The sequence below is a fragment of the Verrucomicrobiota bacterium genome (genome assembly GCA_016871535.1).
Lineage (GTDB): Bacteria > Verrucomicrobiota > Verrucomicrobiia > Limisphaerales > SIBE01 > VHCZ01.
This window is the reverse complement of record VHCZ01000110.1, coordinates 1-18,572: the sequence shown is the minus strand read 5'-3', so window position 1 is coordinate 18,572 and position 18,572 is coordinate 1. Positions and strand designations below refer to the sequence as shown.

The 18,572-nt window shown below is 60.4% G+C and carries 16 protein-coding genes; 4 read left to right on the top strand and 12 right to left on the bottom strand.

Annotated features, from left to right (window positions below; translation table 11 throughout):
- Positions 1–339 (bottom strand): hypothetical protein (locus FJ398_15135; protein MBM3839269.1); only part of this gene is annotated, 339 nt, incomplete at its 3' end.
- Positions 340–606: 267 nt separating this feature from the next.
- Between FJ398_15135 and FJ398_15130 the strand changes: the two genes are divergently transcribed.
- The 3 genes from FJ398_15130 (at position 607) to FJ398_15120 (ending at position 1,878) form a co-directional block, all read left to right on the top strand.
- Positions 607–972, top strand: a complete 366-nt coding sequence (locus FJ398_15130; protein MBM3839268.1) for a hypothetical protein — start codon at positions 607–609, stop codon at positions 970–972.
- Between the two features lie 97 nt (positions 973–1,069).
- On the top strand, positions 1,070–1,645 hold the full coding sequence (locus FJ398_15125) for an HNH endonuclease (protein MBM3839267.1): 576 nt from the start codon (positions 1,070–1,072) through the stop codon (positions 1,643–1,645).
- A complete protein-coding gene (locus FJ398_15120) occupies positions 1,630–1,878 on the top strand; it encodes a hypothetical protein (protein MBM3839266.1) in 249 nt (82 codons plus the stop codon). The genes FJ398_15125 and FJ398_15120 overlap by 16 nt, the downstream gene beginning before the upstream one ends.
- Here FJ398_15120 and FJ398_15115 read toward each other — a convergent pair.
- From FJ398_15115 to FJ398_15075, 9 genes are all read right to left on the bottom strand, one after another.
- A complete protein-coding gene (locus FJ398_15115) occupies positions 1,859–2,491 on the bottom strand; it encodes a hypothetical protein (GenBank protein ID MBM3839265.1) in 633 nt (210 codons plus the stop codon). The genes FJ398_15120 and FJ398_15115 overlap by 20 nt on opposite strands.
- 439 nt (positions 2,492–2,930) lie before the next feature.
- Positions 2,931–4,970, bottom strand: a complete 2,040-nt coding sequence (locus FJ398_15110; protein MBM3839264.1) for a hypothetical protein — start codon at positions 4,968–4,970, stop codon at positions 2,931–2,933.
- Positions 4,945–5,688, bottom strand: coding sequence for a type II secretion system protein (locus FJ398_15105; GenBank protein ID MBM3839263.1), 744 nt, complete (start codon positions 5,686–5,688; stop codon positions 4,945–4,947). Before FJ398_15105 ends, FJ398_15110 begins: the two co-directional genes overlap by 26 nt.
- A gap of 145 nt (positions 5,689–5,833) precedes the next feature.
- Positions 5,834–6,322, bottom strand: coding sequence for a hypothetical protein (locus FJ398_15100; GenBank protein MBM3839262.1), 489 nt, complete (start codon positions 6,320–6,322; stop codon positions 5,834–5,836).
- Between the two features lie 177 nt (positions 6,323–6,499).
- Complete coding sequence (locus tag FJ398_15095) at positions 6,500–7,156, bottom strand: type II secretion system protein (GenBank protein MBM3839261.1); 657 nt, start codon at positions 7,154–7,156, stop codon at positions 6,500–6,502.
- A 212-nt stretch (positions 7,157–7,368) separates the two neighbouring features.
- Positions 7,369–9,147, bottom strand: coding sequence for a hypothetical protein (locus FJ398_15090; protein MBM3839260.1), 1,779 nt, complete (start codon positions 9,145–9,147; stop codon positions 7,369–7,371).
- Positions 9,148–9,361: 214 nt separating this feature from the next.
- Positions 9,362–10,651 carry a phosphodiester glycosidase family protein gene (locus FJ398_15085; GenBank protein MBM3839259.1) on the bottom strand — a complete coding sequence of 430 codons (1,290 nt, stop codon included), beginning with the start codon at positions 10,649–10,651 and terminating at the stop codon, positions 9,362–9,364.
- A gap of 129 nt (positions 10,652–10,780) precedes the next feature.
- Positions 10,781–13,183: a hypothetical protein gene (locus FJ398_15080; GenBank protein ID MBM3839258.1), complete on the bottom strand. Its 2,403-nt coding sequence runs from the start codon at positions 13,181–13,183 to the stop codon at positions 10,781–10,783.
- A gap of 30 nt (positions 13,184–13,213) precedes the next feature.
- The gene (locus FJ398_15075) at positions 13,214–14,992 is read right to left on the bottom strand and encodes a spore coat protein CotH (protein MBM3839257.1); all 1,779 of its coding nucleotides are present in this window, start codon (positions 14,990–14,992) and stop codon (positions 13,214–13,216) included.
- 434 nt (positions 14,993–15,426) lie between these two features.
- Between FJ398_15075 and FJ398_15070 the strand changes: the two genes are divergently transcribed.
- Positions 15,427–16,509, top strand: coding sequence for a hypothetical protein (locus FJ398_15070; protein ID MBM3839256.1), 1,083 nt, complete (start codon positions 15,427–15,429; stop codon positions 16,507–16,509).
- Between the two features lie 247 nt (positions 16,510–16,756).
- On the opposite strand, the gene FJ398_15065 is transcribed toward FJ398_15070, so the two are convergent.
- Positions 16,757–17,818, bottom strand: coding sequence for a PilT/PilU family type 4a pilus ATPase (locus FJ398_15065; GenBank protein MBM3839255.1), 1,062 nt, complete (start codon positions 17,816–17,818; stop codon positions 16,757–16,759).
- The gene (locus FJ398_15060) at positions 17,815–18,426 is read right to left on the bottom strand and encodes a tetratricopeptide repeat protein (protein ID MBM3839254.1); all 612 of its coding nucleotides are present in this window, start codon (positions 18,424–18,426) and stop codon (positions 17,815–17,817) included. Before FJ398_15060 ends, FJ398_15065 begins: the two co-directional genes overlap by 4 nt.
- Positions 18,427–18,572: the final 146 nt, after the last annotated feature.

Here is an 18,572-nt window from a genome sequence, read left to right as displayed (position 1 = left end):
GCCGGGCTGAAGCTGAACCAAACTCCCGCGGAATTCCTGGTCGCGTTCGTCATAACACAACGGGTAGCCTTGTCGCCAATTGCTGTCTCCAGGCGCGCGGTAGCGAACTTGGGCTTCCGGCAAAACGCCACTCGCTGCGCGCCCCTCCACGTCACCGGGCTTCCAATACAGGCCGATGCATTCAAACGTTGGCGCCGCGGTCTGGGCGTAGGCGGAAGCGAACCAGGCCATTCTGAACGCGACCCATAGGATGCTGAGCAGATAACGCAGGCCGTCCAACTTTCCAATACGATTCGCGGTATGGACTGGCTGAACCTTCATCACAGTTCCTTTCATCATCAGGCGATTCACAACGTCTTTTGTCGATGCTGAACAAGGCAGCCAAATCTCATCCCATTCGCCTGACAGCCGCTTTGATTGCGGTCAATCTCCAAGGACGAAGAAGGACATCTCCCGCGTCCGTCAACTTGCAGCCGAGCGCGCAGAGGAGACTGAACGACGACTTGAAGATGACTTCTCTAAAGGGGATCATACCTGGAACGGCTCGATGCCCCGCGGATGCTGAGTTGGCCAATCCGTGAGAAGGCCTCTGCGCTCGAAAGCGATATGGCAACGACCAATTTGCTTGGAACATCTGCCCATGATAAAGGCGTTGATCTATCAACCAACTTCGGTGTCGTTTACCAGGTTAAGAAACTGCAGATTCACACAGCATCCGAAGCGAACAGGGTCCTCGCAGAGCTCAAAGTCAACTTTGACAAAGAGCGCTTTGAGGACGGCAAGGTGATCCTCGTCATTGACGACATTTCAAAGGAAGTGAGGCAATACCTCATCGACATGGAAGTTCAGTCCATCAGCAAGGACGATGTGCTCAAGATGACGGCAAATTTTGAGGAGACAGAAGATCGCCAAAAAGTTCTGCGCATCGTTTATGAGGAATTCCGGCGGGAGTATTCTGGCCGGATTGAATAGCGGATTTGCCGCAACTCCTGTCGCGGCGATTCGCAGGAGCACGCCACGCCCAGCGGCATGCCGGTGGAGATGGAGGTAGCCGGAGTCCAGACCTGCAATGGCATTCAGGCATTTTGGCTCGGTGGTACCCAAAACCATCGCGAAGCGGATTCTGAACATTGAATACATGGCCGACCGGATTGATTTCATTCGTGGAGGCAGTTTTGATACTCTGGCGCGTTTCGCTGGCGATCCAGACACGGTCTTCTTCATTCAGTTCCGAGCCGATTTCGAGGTCTTTCGGCAGCCCTGCACAACGAAAGGCAAGCAACTGATGCGCTATGTGCTTTGCTCTTTGGAACGCCAACATAGTCAGCAAGACAGTTGGCATGCAACTGAATCCACGATTGAGCACATTCTGCCAGACAGTCTCGATGAAGCTTGGTCAGAAACATTTTCCGAAGAGGAGCACGCGCGCTACGTGGATCGTTTGGGGAATTACGCCCTGCTCGAACAGGGGAAGAACAAGGATCTCGGACAGAAGCCGTTCACGGTCAAAAAAGCCATCTTTGGCATCAGCCAATATGGACTCACGCGCGACGTTGCGGCTTGTGACGAATGGAGTAAGGACAACATCGCTCAGAGGCAGAGGAAACTTGCCAGGCTAGCACTCACGGTTTGGAGGCTTCCTTAGAGCTGCCAGAGGATTGGGACAAGACCATCGGCCGCGAGTTGGAGGAGGCGGATGTGATCGTGCTGATGTGGAGCACGCAATTCGAGGCGTCGGATTGCCGTCAGAACTGCGTCTGGCTCTCATCGGGTCACCTCAAGATGGCTCAACGGATACCACCCTTCCGCGTCGCGTCCAGCGATGGCCAGGCGCACGGCTGGAGCTTGCGTTGTTGCGTCAATGACTCCCAAGGCTAAAATGGTCCATGTGATTCCAGGTTTTTGAGAAGCCGCCCAGGTCGCCGAGGCAATCCGCGCGCCACCCCAGCCCGTCCTTCACCGTCCGCTTCATTCCCTTTTCTCTGTATTGGCCGGAGCCGGTGCACATGATCCGGAAGGCGAACTTTTGGCCGACGCGCCGGGCGTGCGCGAGTAATTCGTCGAACCTGGCGAAATCGATCTCGCCGTCGCGCGGTTCGATCTCGCGCCAGTAAAATCGGAAATACGCGCTCGCGCTGGGCAAGCCTTGGAGATTCTTATCGTCGTCAGCGAAATGGTGGAAAGCTTGCCAACCCATGCCGGGATTCGCCAGCAAGTCGTCGATCTCTCGCGGTTCAACTCGAACCATGATTGCACCGGGCTGAACTGCGGACGGTGGCGCCGCGGCCTGTTTCGCGCCGGCTTGGTTGGAGGCGGCCAGGTTCAACAGAAGAGCGAGCAGGCCCACGAAACACACCAAAGACACAGAATCGAAGTGCGTGGCCGACGCGATTCCCCTCAGCCACCGCGTGAAGATTTCTGGATCTTCAACAGGTTCACCTTTCGCGTCTTTCGTGTTTTTTGTGGGCTGAACTCCCGTTTCCAGTTTCATTTTCGTATCCTCAATGATGCGCCAGGATGGCCTCCCGCTGTGAACGCGGAATTGACGGGTGTCAGAAGCCCAAAGCGTCACGGAAACGCGCCGGGGCGGAGACCAGCGCTCCGCACGCCAGGTTCATGCGCCGTACGGCTTGCGGGCCGTGGAAGCTTCCCATGAACGCCTCTTGTTCCGCCAGGTTTTGGACTGCGCCAGTCTTCTGGCGCTTTCGATCCGCCAAACCCGCCCTAAAGCGGCAGAAGACTGCCGCACTCCAAGACGCTGGCGCGCCGAAGCTCGTTCTTCTCCGTTAATGGCTGCGATGCGCGATCCAGAATTCGTGGAAACTTCCCATGAACGTTTCGTCCGGACCGCGGCCTTCAGGCCGCCTCGGCGCTGGACTCCGGAGTGGGCCCGAAGCAGCCTAAAGGCTGCGGTCCGCCCGGTTTTCGGCTCACTTCCGAAGCCTGAAGAACCGGCTGGTTGGCGCGGGTTGGACGATGAAGGGGCTGGCGGGGCTTCCTTCCACGCCCGCCCACGGACCATCAATGGCATTGGCGGTTTGCAGAACAAAACCAGCACCGTCCCAACTCAACGTGATTGTCCCGCCGGATCGCGCCATGGCCAGCCGCACCGCGCGCGCGATCGGTTCGATGCGGCGCATGGAAACGCCGAACGTGATGTCCGCGCTCCGAAGATTGTAGTTGTGCACCTCCACCGCCAGGACGTTCTCGCCCAGAACAAGATTTCCAACGTCTGCGGGGACGGTGAATTCGTCGAGGCACGTAGCGTCTCCGTCACAGGGATAGCCAGTCGCCAATGTGCCGGCGTCGGCGCGCGCCGGCATCCGCAGCCGGTGGATTTCAGTTCCGTTGAGGTAAAAGACCGCTCCATCATCGATGTAACCGGAAAATGCCAGGGAACTGGCGGACACCAGATTCTCGAGCTTGAATCGGGTGCGAAAATAATACGTGACGTGAGGGTAGCCGCTGTTTTGCGGATTGGCCGGCATCTCGGTGTTCTTCGGCTCAACCAACGCGTTGGGCCCGGCCGCGCGCACGTCCGCCCAGAGCAAGGCCGGCTCCGGCCCGCTCCACGCCGAATCGTCGTAGCTGCGGCTCGTCCAATCGGTCCCGTCGAAGTTGGCCGTCGTGAATTTCCAGGAGTTCGTGAGGCCAAAGATTTGATTCGTCGTCACGTAATTCGTGGTGACAAAATACAAGTTCGGCGAAGTGTATTGTTGGGATCTCGCGGTGGAAACGGCGCGATAATAATAGCCCGTGTTCGGCTTCAAGCCTTTGAGTTCCACGACGTGTTGAGTCACGAGGTCCGAGAGAATTCCTGAGCTGCCACCGAAATCGGCCGTGGGACCAAACTGCACTTCGGAGGTAGCCGGTTCAACCGTGGTCCACGTGATCCGGGCGGTGGTGTCGTCGGGAACCGCGGCGACATCATTGATGAAGCCGGGCAGCGGTTTGGCGAAGATGCCGAAATGGCTGCCGACCGTTCGCTCGCGGCCCGAATCGGCGACGGCGCTGGACCGATTCAGCCGCTTGGGAACGCCGGTGCTGTCTTCGATCACGAGCGTCGTGGAGCCTCCGCCGTCCATGTTCACGCCATCGTGCGCGCCCAGCAGCAGCAGCCAGCCGGCCGTTTCGTAATCGTTCGCGCCGGAACTGTATCCGGACTGCCGGCCATCGATGCCCACGAGGTAAAGATAGCGGCGATCCTGCGAAATGCCGAAGGCGGTGCGCGGCTCGACTTCGCGTGCCGCAGAGCGATTCACGATATTTCTCCCGTTCACCACGAGGGGGTAATTTCCCGAAATGGCCGTGAAAACATCCGCCACGCTGGCCGCCGGCCAGTTTGTGTGCAGGACCGTGGGGCGATTGTTCGCGTCGAAAAGAATCGTCGCCGCGTGATCTCGCCCGTCCTGGGCCGACACCACCACGCCCTCGCTGATCTGCAAGCCATAGACGTCCATCGGCGTGTACGCCGGAAGGTAATAGTTGCGCCCGCTGAAGAAATTCGCGTTGATCGCGGCCTGCACTTTGTAAGTCTTCAAGAAGTCGCTCATCGTAAGAGCGCCGATTTCCCGCACGCCGGCCGAATAGCTGGAGATGCGGGGCGTCGTGAAGAAACGGATATCCGGGTCGGTCAGGTCTACGCGGAACGCATGGACGACCTGGCGGTTTGGGAAATCGCCGCCCGGGAGGTTCGTGCTGGCGGAATGATCGACGCCTTTGAAGATGGGTTTCCAGAGGCCTACCATCGTCGCCGCCCTCGCCGAGAGGCCAGTGGCCAGCAAGGTGGCAGCCAGGACCAGTCTGAATGAAGTTTGCATTACGTGGAATGGAGTTGAGCCGGAATCAAGGCCAGCAGTCACCAACGTTGAACCGCGGGAGCTTTGAACATCGAACATCGAACATCGAACTTTGAACCCGAAACCCGAAACTCGAAACTTGGAGTTAACGCCCGCTATATTTGTAGTCATAGCCCGGAATCGGATCGCGCGTGTAGGCTGCGTTGTATCCGTCGTAATAAATCTTGGTCAGCCCCGCGTGCCCGTCCGCGAAAGCGACCACGCTTTTCGCGTCGCAGTAAAAAGGCGCGTTGGCTTTGCCGGTCTTGCTGCGATGCCAGGATAAGGGAGCGTGAGCGGCCCATTCCATGAGCAGGAGCGTGCGTCGCGGTTGATTTACCGCGGGCAGTTTCCAGCCTGCGATATTCGGCGCCCCCAGCAAAGTCACGCCGTTGAACACGTAACTCCCGTAGTCGAATCGCGGACTCAGGCAGAACGGCTGCGGGTCGGAGTAACCCCGGTCCGCCGGACAGGCAAAGACGCGGTCATTCGGAGAGGAAGCACCCGTCAACCCCAGGTAACTCTTGACCTGTTCCTTGTACCACCACCAGAAATCTCCGGGGTGCGCGCGGGTCGGCCCCGGCAAGGTCGCTTTGTGATCGTCGGCGTAAAGCAGAACCGCGCGGCCAATTTGCTGAAGGTTCGCCGTGCAAGCCTTGAGGCGCGTTTTGTTCCGGGCCACGTTGAGCGGCGTGATCACCAGGGCCGCGAGCACCGCGCACGTGGCCAGCGTCACGAGCAGATCGGCCCGGGTGAAACCGTCGATGGTAGGGCGGTGCTGCCGCGCCGCCGAATCGATCGAAGATCGGCTGCGCGGCAACGCAGCCCTACCGTCGCCCAAAGGGCGCACCTGAGGACTATGAACCGAGAAATGACAAAAAGCATGTCCCGTACGGGACAAAGTTTCGCATCCGGCTTGAGGCGGTTCAGGGGAAGTTCCCATGGCCACGGCGCCCTGCACACTTCCCATGAACCGTCTCCTCGGACCGTGGCCTTTAGGCCGCTTCAACGCCAAACTCCGGACCGGGGCTGGAAGCAGCCTGAAGGCTGCGGTCCGCACAGTTTTTGGTTCGTTGGAATTGCTCATCGGCCCCCCGTGTTAAGGGTCCCGCTCGTCTGGGGCTGATTACGTTGCCCGCAGCCGTGCGCCGGATCAGTTCAAAAAAATCACCGGAAGGAACTTCCGCAGGCCGGATCGGATCGGCCTGGATCAACTGAGTTCCGGCAATCGCGGCCTGAGCCCGGCGAGCTTCACGTTGAAAACTGGCCAGCAGGAGGTCGAGCGCCGGTTGCCGGAAAGCCTCGGTGTCGCGCGTAATGACGGTGATTTGTCCTCCATGTCCCAACAGGCTCAAGGCCTCCGCCGCCAAAGCCCGTCCAATGCCGGAATGGAGTTTCCGATCCACTCGCGGCGCGAACTCGCAGGAAGAAAGAACGACGACGGCGAGTGCTGCGGAAGCGATCAGCGCAGCGGTGATCTCCACGTGCCTTGGATAACGCATGATTATCTGTTGGCCGCGTGTGGTCTCGGCTTCATCCGGTTTTCGCGACCAGAGCGGTGAAAGCCGGGACTAGATGCTGGTCGCCATTCCTGCGTTATCTCCGTTTGCTCCTGTTGCATTTGAGTCCGATGGCCAATCGCGCAGATCGAGTCCGCGAGGCTAAAAGATCCCCCGCGGCTTTGACAGCACGACGTTCGTCAGTCCGGACGCGAGCGCCGCGCTGATTTGGGCGCGCAGGTTGGCGGTCTTCGTTTGCTGGACGCTGCCGTCGGCCAGCGCCAGATTACCCTTGCGGACATGGAGTGTTCGATCCCAGGCCGCATCAATCGAAGAACCCAGATAAATGCTCCACCTGGGGTCCAGTCCACCGTCGCCGCCCGTCACGTTGAAATCTCCCAGGAGAATCGTTTGCGGACGGTCCTCGCTGGAGTTCAGTCCGATCAGGTAACTGACGTGGGCGTCGCCCGAAGCGGAGACCCAGTTCATCGCGGCCCTCTTTTTCGTATTCGCCGGGCAAAGCAGAATGCTGGGGGTAGCCAGTTCGTTCGAGCAGATGCGGAAGTGATCCATCCAATCGGCCGAATCGAGGCTTCCGCCGTTCGTGACGGAGAGGTTCCAGGGATATTTGTCGGCGTTGTCGCCGGCCCAAATCCGGAAGCTGAGGCTCATTTGCTTCAGATTGTTCACGCAAGCAATTCGTTTGGCTTTGGCTTTGGCCGCGGCCAGGGCCGGCAGGAGCATTCCCGCCAGCAAAGCGATGATCGCAATCACCACCAGCAACTCGATCAGCGTAAAAGCAGTTTTCTTTCGTCTCATAATCTCTCTCTTAAGCCCGGAGCATCATCCAACAGCCTCCAGAAACCAGCACGCGCTATACCAGACGCCGCGCTGAACATTGGTTAAGATGCATCTGCACGAACCCACCCCTTCGCCCCTCCCAGGAGGGGAACTTGAAACTACCCGGGAAAAACGAAGCTCCCCTCCAGGGAGGGGCGGGGGCTGGGTTCTTCGCCATGGTTATCGTCCATTCACGGCAATCGGATAATGACCAGCGAATCTTTGTCAAACCACGCTTCACCGGCGCTGGCGCGAAGCTCGCACATGAGCACAATTTTTTCCTCCGGCGCGTGCGTTTCAAAGTCCATCTCCAAGGTCTTCCAGGCGCTGCTGCCGATCAACTTAGACGACGCGCCGGCCCGGTCAGCCACCCGCAGCCGTGCGCCGTGGTTCTCGCCAAACGGCAGCGGATTCACGCCGGTGACCCTGGCTTCACCGCGAAACCGATATCGCCCAGGAGCCAGCCGAATGGTGGTTCGCCAGGACGCTGAAGTTCTTGGCCCGGCTGAGATCTTCAGCGCCGGCTTCCCCTCCGAGGTCTTCGCTTCCTGCATCTGGCCTCCGCGCGGCGGGTCCACCGGCTTCCATCCGCCGAGCAAGGCCGGGCCATTCTGGAAATCCGGAAATGCGGGCTCCGGTTCGCTCAATTGATACCGAAGGCTGACTTCTCTGGCGCGAATTTGAGCACAAAGCTCCGCGGCTTCCCGCTCTACGGCTTCAACCTCGCTGGCTTTCAGAAACGGCCGTAATTCAGCCAGAAGCTGAGTCACTCGACGGGTCAGCCGCTCCGACGAATACAGCGACTGGAACAGCGCCCTGAACTTCGCTTCATACTGCTTGCGGCCTTCCGGGATTTCCAGGAGCGCGCGCGCAACCAAACCTCGCATCTTCGGTTTCCAATCCAAATCCGCCTTCGCAAAGATTTGATCCATGCCGGACGGGAGGAACACGATCCGGTCCGCGCCGGGTTCGTGGTAAATCCTGAAGTTGTTTCGGCCCAGACAATAGCCGTCCCAGTGGCCAATCATGATTTCGATGGCCATGAAGCTCAGGAATCGCTCCAGGTCGAGCGCCGCGTTCAAGCGTTGCCAACGGCGGTGCAAATCGCGTTCGGACGCGGCGGCAGCGAGGTGTTTCAAAGCCTTTTGATCGTCGGCCGAGTCGGGTCCGAGTTGACGTTTCATGCGCTGGTCCACGTCACGGCCTTCCTCCGGTTCATACAGATGTCCGTCCGCGCGCGGGAAGTTTCGGGCGACAAAACTCTCGGCGAAGCCTTCCTTCAAGACATAGAAACCGACCGGACGCCCGTTCAACTCCACGCGGGCGTGAGTCACGCGCGGAACCGGCATCTGCGCGGGGCGGAACAATTCCGTCCCGATCTGTTCCTTGAGATAACTCGGATCTTCGACCGAATTGTTGAGATGAAGCTTCGTCAAACCGCGGAAGTTTTGGCCCGGCACAAAACGGTCGAAGTCCACCGTCAAACTCGGTTTGCCATCGATGGGGCGGAAACTGCCGGACGCGCCTTTCAAGTGCAGCCCGGCGTCGGCGAAAGTCTGGCCCTGAACACGAACCTTGGCGCGGACGTATTTCCGGCTTTCGGCGCGCAGGCTTTCGAGGTCCCGCGGCGCGACCTCAATCTGAATTTGCCAGACGGGATGAACCGCGAACACGTCCTCGGTCGAGGTGTTTTCCCCGGCGCAAACGGCGCAAATTCCCAACGTCAATGCGGCCACCCGTGCAACGCAGACTCGTAGTCTGATTCGGCCCAAGGAAGAGACGCAACCCCTTCGGGTTTGCTTCCATCTCGCTCGCTTTACCCAGGGCAGCTCGTTCCTCGCGACCCAGGGCTGGAGGACGCAATCCCCTTGGGATTGGCGACCGCCGTCCCCAGCGCGGCTGACGCCGCAACCAAATGAATGCACGCTTCGCCCGCGCTGGGAGTTCAAAGTTTCAGGTTTCAAGTTCAAGGTCCGAGCCTGGAAGTTGTTGCCTCATTCAACCGATTTAACGATCTAACGATTCAACTCACTTAGAGCCTGTCTGAAAAATGGGTGGAACGGGCTACCAGCCCGTGTTTGGCGGCAACCTGCCGCCAAAAGGCCCGGCGGGCTGGTAGCCCGCCGCAACAGGCCGGTGGCCTGTTCCACCCAGAAGACAGTTTTCAGACAGGCTCTTAACGAATTACCGCCCCGACAACGCCGCGCCCGTTCGATCCGGAGCCGCCAGGCTGGCGCTCTTTTTGATCACCACCACGGAATTGGCGATCGCTCGCTCGTATCCGTCACACGGACGATTCCGAACCCGGCCATCAAACCAGAGAGTCGCCGATCCGCCGCCGTCGAGATTGATGGCTTCCCGGCAGCCCAGCTCAACCATGAGCGCGGCCAACTCAGTCAGGGTCATCCCCACGGAGAGATTGCGTTGCCGGCCATCCACCTGGACGAGAAAGAAAGAATTCTCATTCCAGCCGATGGCGGATCGCGGGTGGCGTTCGGTCATGGAAGTGAATTCATAAGAATCCGAATCGGCCGGTTGAATGCGCTGGCGCTTTCCGTCGCGCACCAGGAGGGGGCCGCCGCTCAGGGCGGTTCGCGCGCCGCGCAAATTGGGCGAGGTCGCGGTGGAAATCACCAACTCGTCCCCGCTTTGCAGCCGGGGAGCGCGCCGGGCCAGGCTCGGGCCAATTGACAGGACCATCGTTCCGGGGAGCAGGCGCGTGTTGCCCGTTTCGCGGACCTCGCGAATCCGCGCCGGGTAGATGCGGCCGGGCCGCAGCGGCAGCCAGAGCGTGTTTCCGCGCGGCTCCAGGACCAGTTCGCGTCCTCCGCTGGTCTGCGTGGAGGGCCCGATTGCGGGTGTGTAAAGCTCGATTTCGTTTGAGGAGCGGCCTCCGTTCAATCCGATGCGCGCGGTCCTGCCGTCGGGCCAGGTGACTTCGAGAAGCGAGGCCGTGTTCGTGGCGTGCGGTTCGCCCAGGGCATCGATCCAGAAGCTGACGCTGCCGGAAGGCGCGCTGATCATTTCTCCTTCGACAATTTGCAGCCCGCGCGGATCGCCCGCGTACGGCCCGCCGCGTTGATAGAAGTCGCCGTTGATCGCGGCCATCGGTGTGGCGTGTTCGGAGGCCAAAATCCGCGTCTGGTCGCTGAGCCGTCCCAACCCCACCGCGTGCCCTCCCGCATGCACGGCGCACACTCGAAACGGCGATTTGCCCAGGGGCACGCGCACCACGTGAATCGACCACGGAGAACTCGCCCGCCGGTAGTTCTGGTAGGCGATATCCGGCGCCGCTCCCGATCCGGAAACGGATGAATCATCCGCCGGTTCGGCAGCCAGCATCGCGGTGGCTGACGCGGAAAGGCATACGAACATCCGGACCTTCCAACCAGCCGCCCGGATACGCGGCCCAATCCGCCCAAAGCTCCCAAAGCCGCCGAAGTCTGAATTTGTTGTCTCCACATGCGAAACCATACGTCGCGAAATTAGCAAATCCCATTCCCGGAAGCGATCATACTACGCGACCGGGCAGGAGCAACGTAACCAATCGGCTGCGCCGTCAGCCGCGCTGGGCTTCTGCGACTCACGCCTCTTCTGATTTTGTCAAGGAACCCGGTTTCCGGCCCCCGGCGTGGGCTGCAGGATTTCAAACGCGCTCGAATAGTCTCCAGGCCGGCCGCAGGAAAGGTCCGTCTGCTGCGGGCCAAATGTAACCGAGTCGAGCAGCGCGTTGTAATGGGCGTCGCTGTCCACGAGGAAGATTTGTTCGCCTTCAGCGGAGAGCTTGAAATTGGCGTGCAAGCCGGCCGCCGCCGTTCCGTCTTCATCCGCCCAGACGATCAGAAACCCGCGGGCAGGAATCTTCGTTCCGGCCGGGAACTGCCATTTGCGAGGATTGCGCGGATCGTCACTCAGATAACGGCCCGTGAGATCCGCCTCCACATCCGTCACGTTGCGCAGTTCGATCCAGTCGTCGTAATCGCCCTGGGGATCGGCGAGCGTTTTGGCGTTGTCCGCCATGAATTCGCTGATGACAACGGGCGAGACCCCGCCGGACGAAGTTGTCACGCGGAAGCTGTAGGTTTCCTGTTCCGCGCGCGCGGGCGCGAAGCTGGAGGCTTTAACCGCGTTGCTGGAACGCGCTTCGACGTAATAGCGGACTTTGGCGCCTGCCAGAAAACTGGCTGTGGCTCCGCCGTAAATTCCGTCGCCTCGCTCGCCGTCCCCGTGCGCCCCGTCGTCGAACATCTGCGCGCGCGAAAATTTCCCCGCGGAACCGGCGCGGAAATAGAGCCACACGGAGTCGATGCCCTCGCCGGCCGAAGCTTGCACGTCCGCGGTGACGGCCACCGGGGCGCCGGCCGAAGGCGAAGCCGGTTCGGACACGGCCACGATGCGAGGCGCGACCGGCCGCAGTTCCGCGTGATTCGTGAGGAAGTTGCAGCGATTGGTGACAAAGGTTTTCAGCGCGGCAAGGTCGTTCGCGTAGGCCGTCATTGTGTAATTCTTCTTCGTATCCGCAATGATCGCCTCGATACTGAGCGTATAGAATTGGACGATGGCCGGGGTCAGCGCCGCGGGATTGAACGATTCCTTCAGCACCGTGCGCATGTGCGCGAGGTATCGCTGGCGCAATTCCGGGACCCCCAGCAGCCGGTAAAGGACCGGCCGAGTGGTGAGGCCTGCGCCTTGCACGGGGGAAAGTTGAACGTCACCCGCCACGAAGGCTTCATTGCCGTCGTGCTCCACCGGATGAATGCGGCCGCTTTCCGGCTCGTAGTAGAATCCGTAATCCGCGCCTTTGTTGAAATAACTGTCGTCGTCCGCGAAGACGTTTTCGACCGCCAGGAACCAGAGCCAGTTGTCCACGGCGAGCACGTCCTCGACTTTGTCACGCAATTGATCCGCCGGCGTGTTGTTGAGCACATCGATGGCGTGAACCAGGCGTTCCCAGGCGTTGGTGGAATTGTCGGTCTTCAATTCGTAGCTCGACCGGTACGCGGCGACGTCCGCGCCCAGCCAGCTCAACGCCGAAAGACCGCTGGAAAATCCCCCTCCGCCGCCGCCAGGCCGCCCGCCGCCGGGAGCGCCGCCGGTGCCGCCTCCGATGTTCGGCGCGCGCCAGCGATCGCCGCGGTCGCTGGCGAACCATTCCTTGATCAATTCGTTGTTCTCCTGCTGCACAAACGAATAGAGGCCCCAATACTCGCCGTTGATGTTGAGCTTCACCAGGCTGCCCAGGGGCGAAACGGAATATTTCCGCATCGTGTTGAAATAGATCGGCTCGCGCATGATCGTCTCATCACCGGCCGCATTGTTCAGGTTGATGGTCTTGTACTTCATCAACCGGGACTCGGAATTCGTGTAATTCAGCTCGATGTTCAGCGATTTCTTCGTGCCGCTCATGGTGAAGGAAGTGTTCCCCCGGTAACGGATGCCCACGCCGAGATTGGTCGCGCCGTTGTCCATCACGAGCGTGCCGAGGGTGTTGGAGCCGGTCGTCCGGCCGCGGGTCAGCAAGGATTGCCAGTTGGCTTGCGTGAAGGTGAGGCTGAGGGTTCGCAGCAGCGTGGGATCGAAAAGCCCTTCGGTCTTCACCGCGCGATAAAATCGGTGGCGATCAGTCAAACGGCTCAGAGAGCGTGATGGAGCGTTGGTGCCACCGGACAGCAGCGTGCCGAATGCCGTGAAGTGGGTCCACGTGGCCAAATCGTCCGAAGCCTGGATGCGCCAATCGTCATCGCCGTCGCCCTGCACTTGGAGAAGAGTGTTCGTGCCAAGCTGGCGGAGGAGAATCTTGGCTTCGTCCGCGCGCGTCACGACAAGGATCACCGCGAAAGCGGCAAGAAAGGCTGAGGAGCGCAGCCAAGCATTTCTCACCCATGAACCCGCCGCTTCCCCTCCCAGGAGGGGAGATCTATGCGGCGTCGCAGGGCCCAGTTCCCCTCCTGAAAGGGGCGAAGGGGTGGGTTGGTTCATCACGGGAAACGTGAAGAGTCCAAGCATAAGGGCACGATAAGATTGGCTGGCCCGTGGCTACTTCCCGGAGAGCGCTTGTGTTGCTTTGAGCAGGTACGCCCGGCGTTGATCCGCGAAGCTCTTTAGGCCGATGGTTCCGCGCCCGCCTGGGCCAAAACCTCCGCCTTGAACATCATCCGTGAGGCTCTTGCTGAAAGCTTCGGTCGTGGAGAGCTTGCGCGTGTCCGATTTCACTTCCGCGGCAATCAGCGAGTGATACTGCCGGGCAATGGGGCCGAGCCGATTCCAGTCGAGCCATTTTTCGGCGATGTCGCGCACGTAGCCGAGATAGCGCGCGCGCAGCGATGGCACGGCGAGTAATTTCGAGATCAGCGGTTTGTTCGGATCGTTCGCCGCGATTAATGGATCGAGTTCGAGGCCGTTGATTCGCGGTCCGCCGCCGAAAGCCGGAGGCCCGCCCGGTCCAACCGGCCCGCCAGGGCCGATCAACACGTCTTGAGGACCGCCTCCGGGAGGAGGTTCACCCGGTCCTCCGCGTCGGATGAATCCACCGGGCCCGCCGCGGCCACCGAACCCAGGTCCACCGGAACGGCTGAACGTTTCATTCGCATCGTGCGGGAAGATGTGGAAGCGCTTCTGTTCGTCCTGGTAAATGCTGTAATCGCTCGTGCGAATCCAATAGCCGTCGTTGTTGACCAGAGCGTTTTCGAGCGCGAGAAATTTCAAGGCGCCATTGATGTCGAGCAGCGGCGCGAGCGCCTCTTCCAATTTATCGGCGGAGGTTTGATCGAGGACCTTGCAGAGCCTGGCCAGATCCGCCCACGCCTTGGGATCGTCTTTGGATTTGATTTCATAGACGCGCTTGTATTGCGCGAGGTCGTCGCCGAGGTAAGCGAGACTGCCGCGGCCGCCGGGGCTGCCCGGAACTTTCCAGCGGGTGCCTTTAGTTGTGCCGAACCAATCCTTGACGAAATCCTTGTTGAACTGCTGCACGTTGACATAGATGCCCCAACTCTCGCCGTTGATGACGACGCGCCCGAGATTGGCCTTCGGCGCCGGGATATACTCGCGCGCGATGTGATGATAGAGGATCGTGCGCAGGAACGTCGGGTCTTCGTGGGAATTGAGCAGATTCAGCGTGCGATACCCGCCGATCTGTTGCTGTTCGCGAACAAGATCCAGCGAAAGATTCAGGGAACGTTTCCGTCCTTCGCCGACGCCAAAGGACGACATGCCGCGAAAATGAACGCCGACATCCTGAAAGGTCTTGCCGTCCACCGTCAGTTTCGCGGGCACTTCGACGTCGGTGTTGTGGAATTCGACGAGTTCCTTTTCCCAGTCCGCTTCCTCGAATTCGAGGAAGAAAGTCCGCAACGTCTGCGCGTCGTAGAGCGGCGCGCCGGGAAAAGATTTTACATCCGCGGGCGAAACCTTCGGGCCGGGCTGGGGCGGTTCCATTTCTCCGCCGCGACCGAAGAATCCAGGACCGCCGCGACGTCCGCCGCGGCCGGCCACGCCTTCGCGCTGGAGGAATTCGCGCGCGGCTTTTCGCTCCGCGGCATCGAGGCGACCGTTCCCGTCCTTGTCGAACTGCTTCACCAATTTGGTTTCCTGCCGCACCATGCCGCCGAATCCACCGCGCCCCGGACCGCCGCGCCCTCCGGGACCTCCCGGCCCAAAACCAAACGGCGGCGGCCCATCGAACTCAGGTGGGGGCGGCGGCGGCGGGCCATCCCCGCGACTCGCAACACCCGCGTTCTGGCCCAGGAGGGCAATTCCGAAACTCAACGCGACACCGACCGTCGCGGCCTTAAGAGAGAGCAATGTCGATTTCATGGCGCTAATCTACACTGAAGTGCATTAAGCCAGCATTAAAGCGAGAGACAATTCCGATCTAGAACGCGCAGCCCAATGCCACCGCCGGCGCCAACCCTTGAAGTCCACGCATGAATCGTCTCATGTCGTAACGCTACGCCACAGCGGATTACAGTACTGCTTGGTCCGCGGGATGGACGACAAAGCTCGTAGCGCAGAGTTGCACTCTGCCGTATCGCAGAATTGTATTCTGCGGGGCGTCTCCCAGTCCGAGCACGCTGGGACTTGCCGGCGCCCTGCCGATTGGAAATCGGCGATACAGCAGATTGAAAATCTGCGCTACGGTTCTCCGGTCGATCTGTCGTCAATCCCACGCTCTGCACAGTAAGCTGGCGGGACCTTGCGTTCTCCAACCGGGGATGAGATGTTCGGCCCGAAACAAACAATTTTTTCCCATGCGCATTCTGTTGACGCTTCTCCTTCTCGCCACGATTGGCCGCGCCGACACGATTATCAATGGCCGGCGATCGTTAGTGTTCGAGGGGCAATCGTCCCAGTTGATCGTGGACCTCGCCGGCGGCTCCATCACGGACTTCCATTTGCGCACTCAACCTTTGAACCCGCTGCAATGGGGAAACAAAGGCGAAGGCGTTGAGCCTCGGCCGATGGGGCATTTTCTTTGCCTGGATCGGTGGGGCGCGCCCTCCGAAGCCGAACAGAAAAACGGCATGCCCTTTCACGGAGAAGCGTCGCGCGTCGAATGGCAAATCACTCAGACGCCCAAGCCGAAGGATGGAAAAAACCAGGGCGAGATGACCGCGACGCTGCCTCTGGCCGGATTGAAGGTGCAGCGCCGGATCGAACTCTCCGTCCGCGATGCTTTTTTCATCGTGCATGAAGAAGTCACGAACCTCAACAAACTGGGCCGCGTGTTCAATATGGTTCAGCACCCGACAATCGGGCCGCCTTTTCTGGACGAGCACACAGTCGTGGACGCCAACGCCCGCCGCGGCTTCATGCAGAACAGTCCGTTGCCCAATCCCGAAGAGCCCGCCGTGGTCTGGCCGGAAGCGCGCCAGGACGGCCAGCCCGTGAACCTTCGCTTTCTGACCCGCGATCACAATCCGAATGTCGTGTCCTACACCCTCGACGAGGAATATGGGTGGACGACCGCGAGCAGTCCGGCCCAGGGACTGTTGATTGGGTATCTCTGGAAAACGTCGGAATACCCGTGGTTCAACGCCTGGCGGCACGCCGAGAATGCCAAGCCCGCGGCGCGCGGCCTCGAATTCGGCACGACGGGATTGCACCAACCATTCCCGATCCTCGTGGCCAAGGGCCGCATCTTTGGGCGAACTCTCTACGAGTATCTGGACGCCGGCCAAACGATCGCCAAGCGCTATGCGTGTTTCCTGTTCAAGATTCCGAAGGACTACAAAGGCGTTGGCCGGCTGAGCTACGCCGGAGGTCGGTTGACGCTCCAGGAACGCGAAGGCGGTCCAGCGCGGGCTTTGTCAATGGAAGTCGGCGGGTTCTAAGTTACCGGCGGTGGGCGACGCTCCTGCGAGCCTTCCCCTGAACCTGACGGTAGGGTGAGCCTGTCCCCAGCGAGCCGAGTCGAACGTGTCCCACGCACGTCGAGCGGCTCGCCGGGACGGACTGCCCTGTCTGGTTCATGGGGCGTGAGCATGGTAATCAGACCAAGGCAGCTTCCCTTGATGGCATTGGCTCGGCAGGGAGTCTCGCCCCACCTTCATCGAAGGCTCCCACTTTACAAACGCGCCTTTACCCGGCCCGCTTCGCCATGCGGTCCGGATTTCGCGCGCGGCTCAAGGCCGTGTTGTAGCTGATCAGGCAGCGGCAGTACAGGTCGTGCAGGCAGGAATCCATCAGGACCATTCCATCTTTGCCGCCGGTCTGGATCGTGGTTTCAAGCATGTGCAGGTTGTTTTCTCGGATCAGATTTCGGATCGCGCTTGTGGCGACGAGCAGTTCATAAGCGAGCACTCGCCGTGCGCGGTCCGCCGACGGCAACAAATCCTGCGAGATGATTCCTTGCAACGAATTCGCCAACTGGAGGATGATCTGCCGTCGGGCGCTGCCCTCGAACACGCCGATGATCCGTTCGAACGCGTGCGAAACCGTCGGCGAGTACAGCGTCGCCAAGACCAGGTGTCCGGTCTCCGCGGCGGTCAAAGCCGCGGAAATCGCTTCGTGATCGCGCATTTCACCGACCACGATCACGTCCGGATCCTGCCGCAGGACGTGGATCAAAGCGCGCGTGAACGAATGGGTATCGGTCAGGACTTCCTGCTGCACGGTGATCGCCCGTTTGTTTTCATGCACGTATTCAATCGGATCTTCGATGGTGACGATTTTGCAGCGGCGCTCGCTGTTGATCAGATCCACCATGTAATTGAGCGTCGTCGTCTTGCCCGCGCCGGTGGGGCCGGTGATCAGGACCAATCCGTTGGGCTTGCGCGCCAGGTCGTCGATCTTGGCCGGGAGTCCAAGCTCCTCGCGGCTCAGCATGCGATGGCCGCAAAAACGCAGGCTCATTTCCGGGCCGCCATTTCGGCGGTAAAGCGTCACGCGCACCCGGCCTGCAACCGTATGGGGCACCGAGATGCAAAGCTCCCAGTCGCGCTCGAATTTCTCGCGCTGATCCGAATTCAACAAACTGAACGCCATCTCCGTGACCGCTTCCGTCGTGAGCGCGTCTTCGTCCGACAAGAGAATGTCGCCATTGATGCGGAAAGCCGGCGGCACGCCGACGACCAGGTGCAGGTCGGACGCTTCCTGCTCGGTCGCGGCGCCAATCAATTGATCGAGCCTGGACATGCTCATCGCTGGAACCATTGCCTCCACCAGCCGCGCAAGCGCGTCGCGAGGGTGTTTTCGGAAACTTGCGCCCGTTCGGACGGAGAGGGTTGGCATTGCGGATCCAATTGCCGCGCTTGCTCGAATGAATTCTGGGCAGGGCCGACCAAACCCAGCGCCCTCTCAAAACAGAAATCGGCGCGCTTTTCCCGGCGGGCCAGCAGGACATCGTCGCGAGCCAGCCAGACGTAAGGCGTTTGGCCGCGCGACTCGATGGCCGCGTCCGAAAAGATCAGGGCCGCGCTGAGATCCCCGTCCCGAGCCAGGGCGACGGCCTTGGCCGCGAGCAATTCGGGATCGTCCGGGATCAGTTCCAGGCCTTTGTCCGCCCAGAGTTTGGCTTCTCGAAATTCCCCCAACTCGATCAACATCCGGACCTGGCCGGCCCAGGCGGCGGGATGCTTCGGGCTGAATTCCAAGACCTTGGCGAAATGCCGCAGTGCTTGCTCAAACCGGCCCGCAGCAAATGCGGTTTTGGCTTCGGCCAGATAGAATTGCTCGTCCTTCAATTCCGCCCGTGAAGCCGAGTGCTCCTCCCGCTGGTCGCCGAATTCGAGATTGTTAAAACGGCTCATTGCCAAAGTCAGCGCTCATCTTAGTGGTCCGTTTCGTAAATACGCTCACGTTCGTTGCGCCCAATTTGGCCTGGGGCAAGGCGCGACGAGCGAGCATCCCCCGCCAGTGGGGCTGTGACCGAGGAGCAACGCAGCCCCAGGCAAAA

Coding starts and splice junctions, on each gene's coding strand:
- FJ398_15130 (MBM3839268.1), top strand. CDS start 607: ATGGCAACGACCAATTTGCTTGGAACATCTGCCCATGATAAAGGCGTT.
- FJ398_15125 (MBM3839267.1), top strand. CDS start 1,070: ATGGCATTCAGGCATTTTGGCTCGGTGGTACCCAAAACCATCGCGAAG.
- FJ398_15115 (MBM3839265.1), bottom strand. CDS start 2,491: ATGAAACTGGAAACGGGAGTTCAGCCCACAAAAAACACGAAAGACGCG.
- FJ398_15110 (MBM3839264.1), bottom strand. CDS start 4,970: ATGACTACAAATATAGCGGGCGTTAACTCCAAGTTTCGAGTTTCGGGT.
- FJ398_15095 (MBM3839261.1), bottom strand. CDS start 7,156: ATGAGACGAAAGAAAACTGCTTTTACGCTGATCGAGTTGCTGGTGGTG.
- FJ398_15085 (MBM3839259.1), bottom strand. CDS start 10,651: ATGGTTTCGCATGTGGAGACAACAAATTCAGACTTCGGCGGCTTTGGG.
- FJ398_15080 (MBM3839258.1), bottom strand. CDS start 13,183: ATGCTTGGACTCTTCACGTTTCCCGTGATGAACCAACCCACCCCTTCG.
- FJ398_15075 (MBM3839257.1), bottom strand. CDS start 14,992: ATGAAATCGACATTGCTCTCTCTTAAGGCCGCGACGGTCGGTGTCGCG.
- FJ398_15070 (MBM3839256.1), top strand. CDS start 15,427: ATGCGCATTCTGTTGACGCTTCTCCTTCTCGCCACGATTGGCCGCGCC.
- FJ398_15065 (MBM3839255.1), bottom strand. CDS start 17,818: ATGAGCATGTCCAGGCTCGATCAATTGATTGGCGCCGCGACCGAGCAG.
- FJ398_15060 (MBM3839254.1), bottom strand. CDS start 18,426: ATGAGCCGTTTTAACAATCTCGAATTCGGCGACCAGCGGGAGGAGCAC.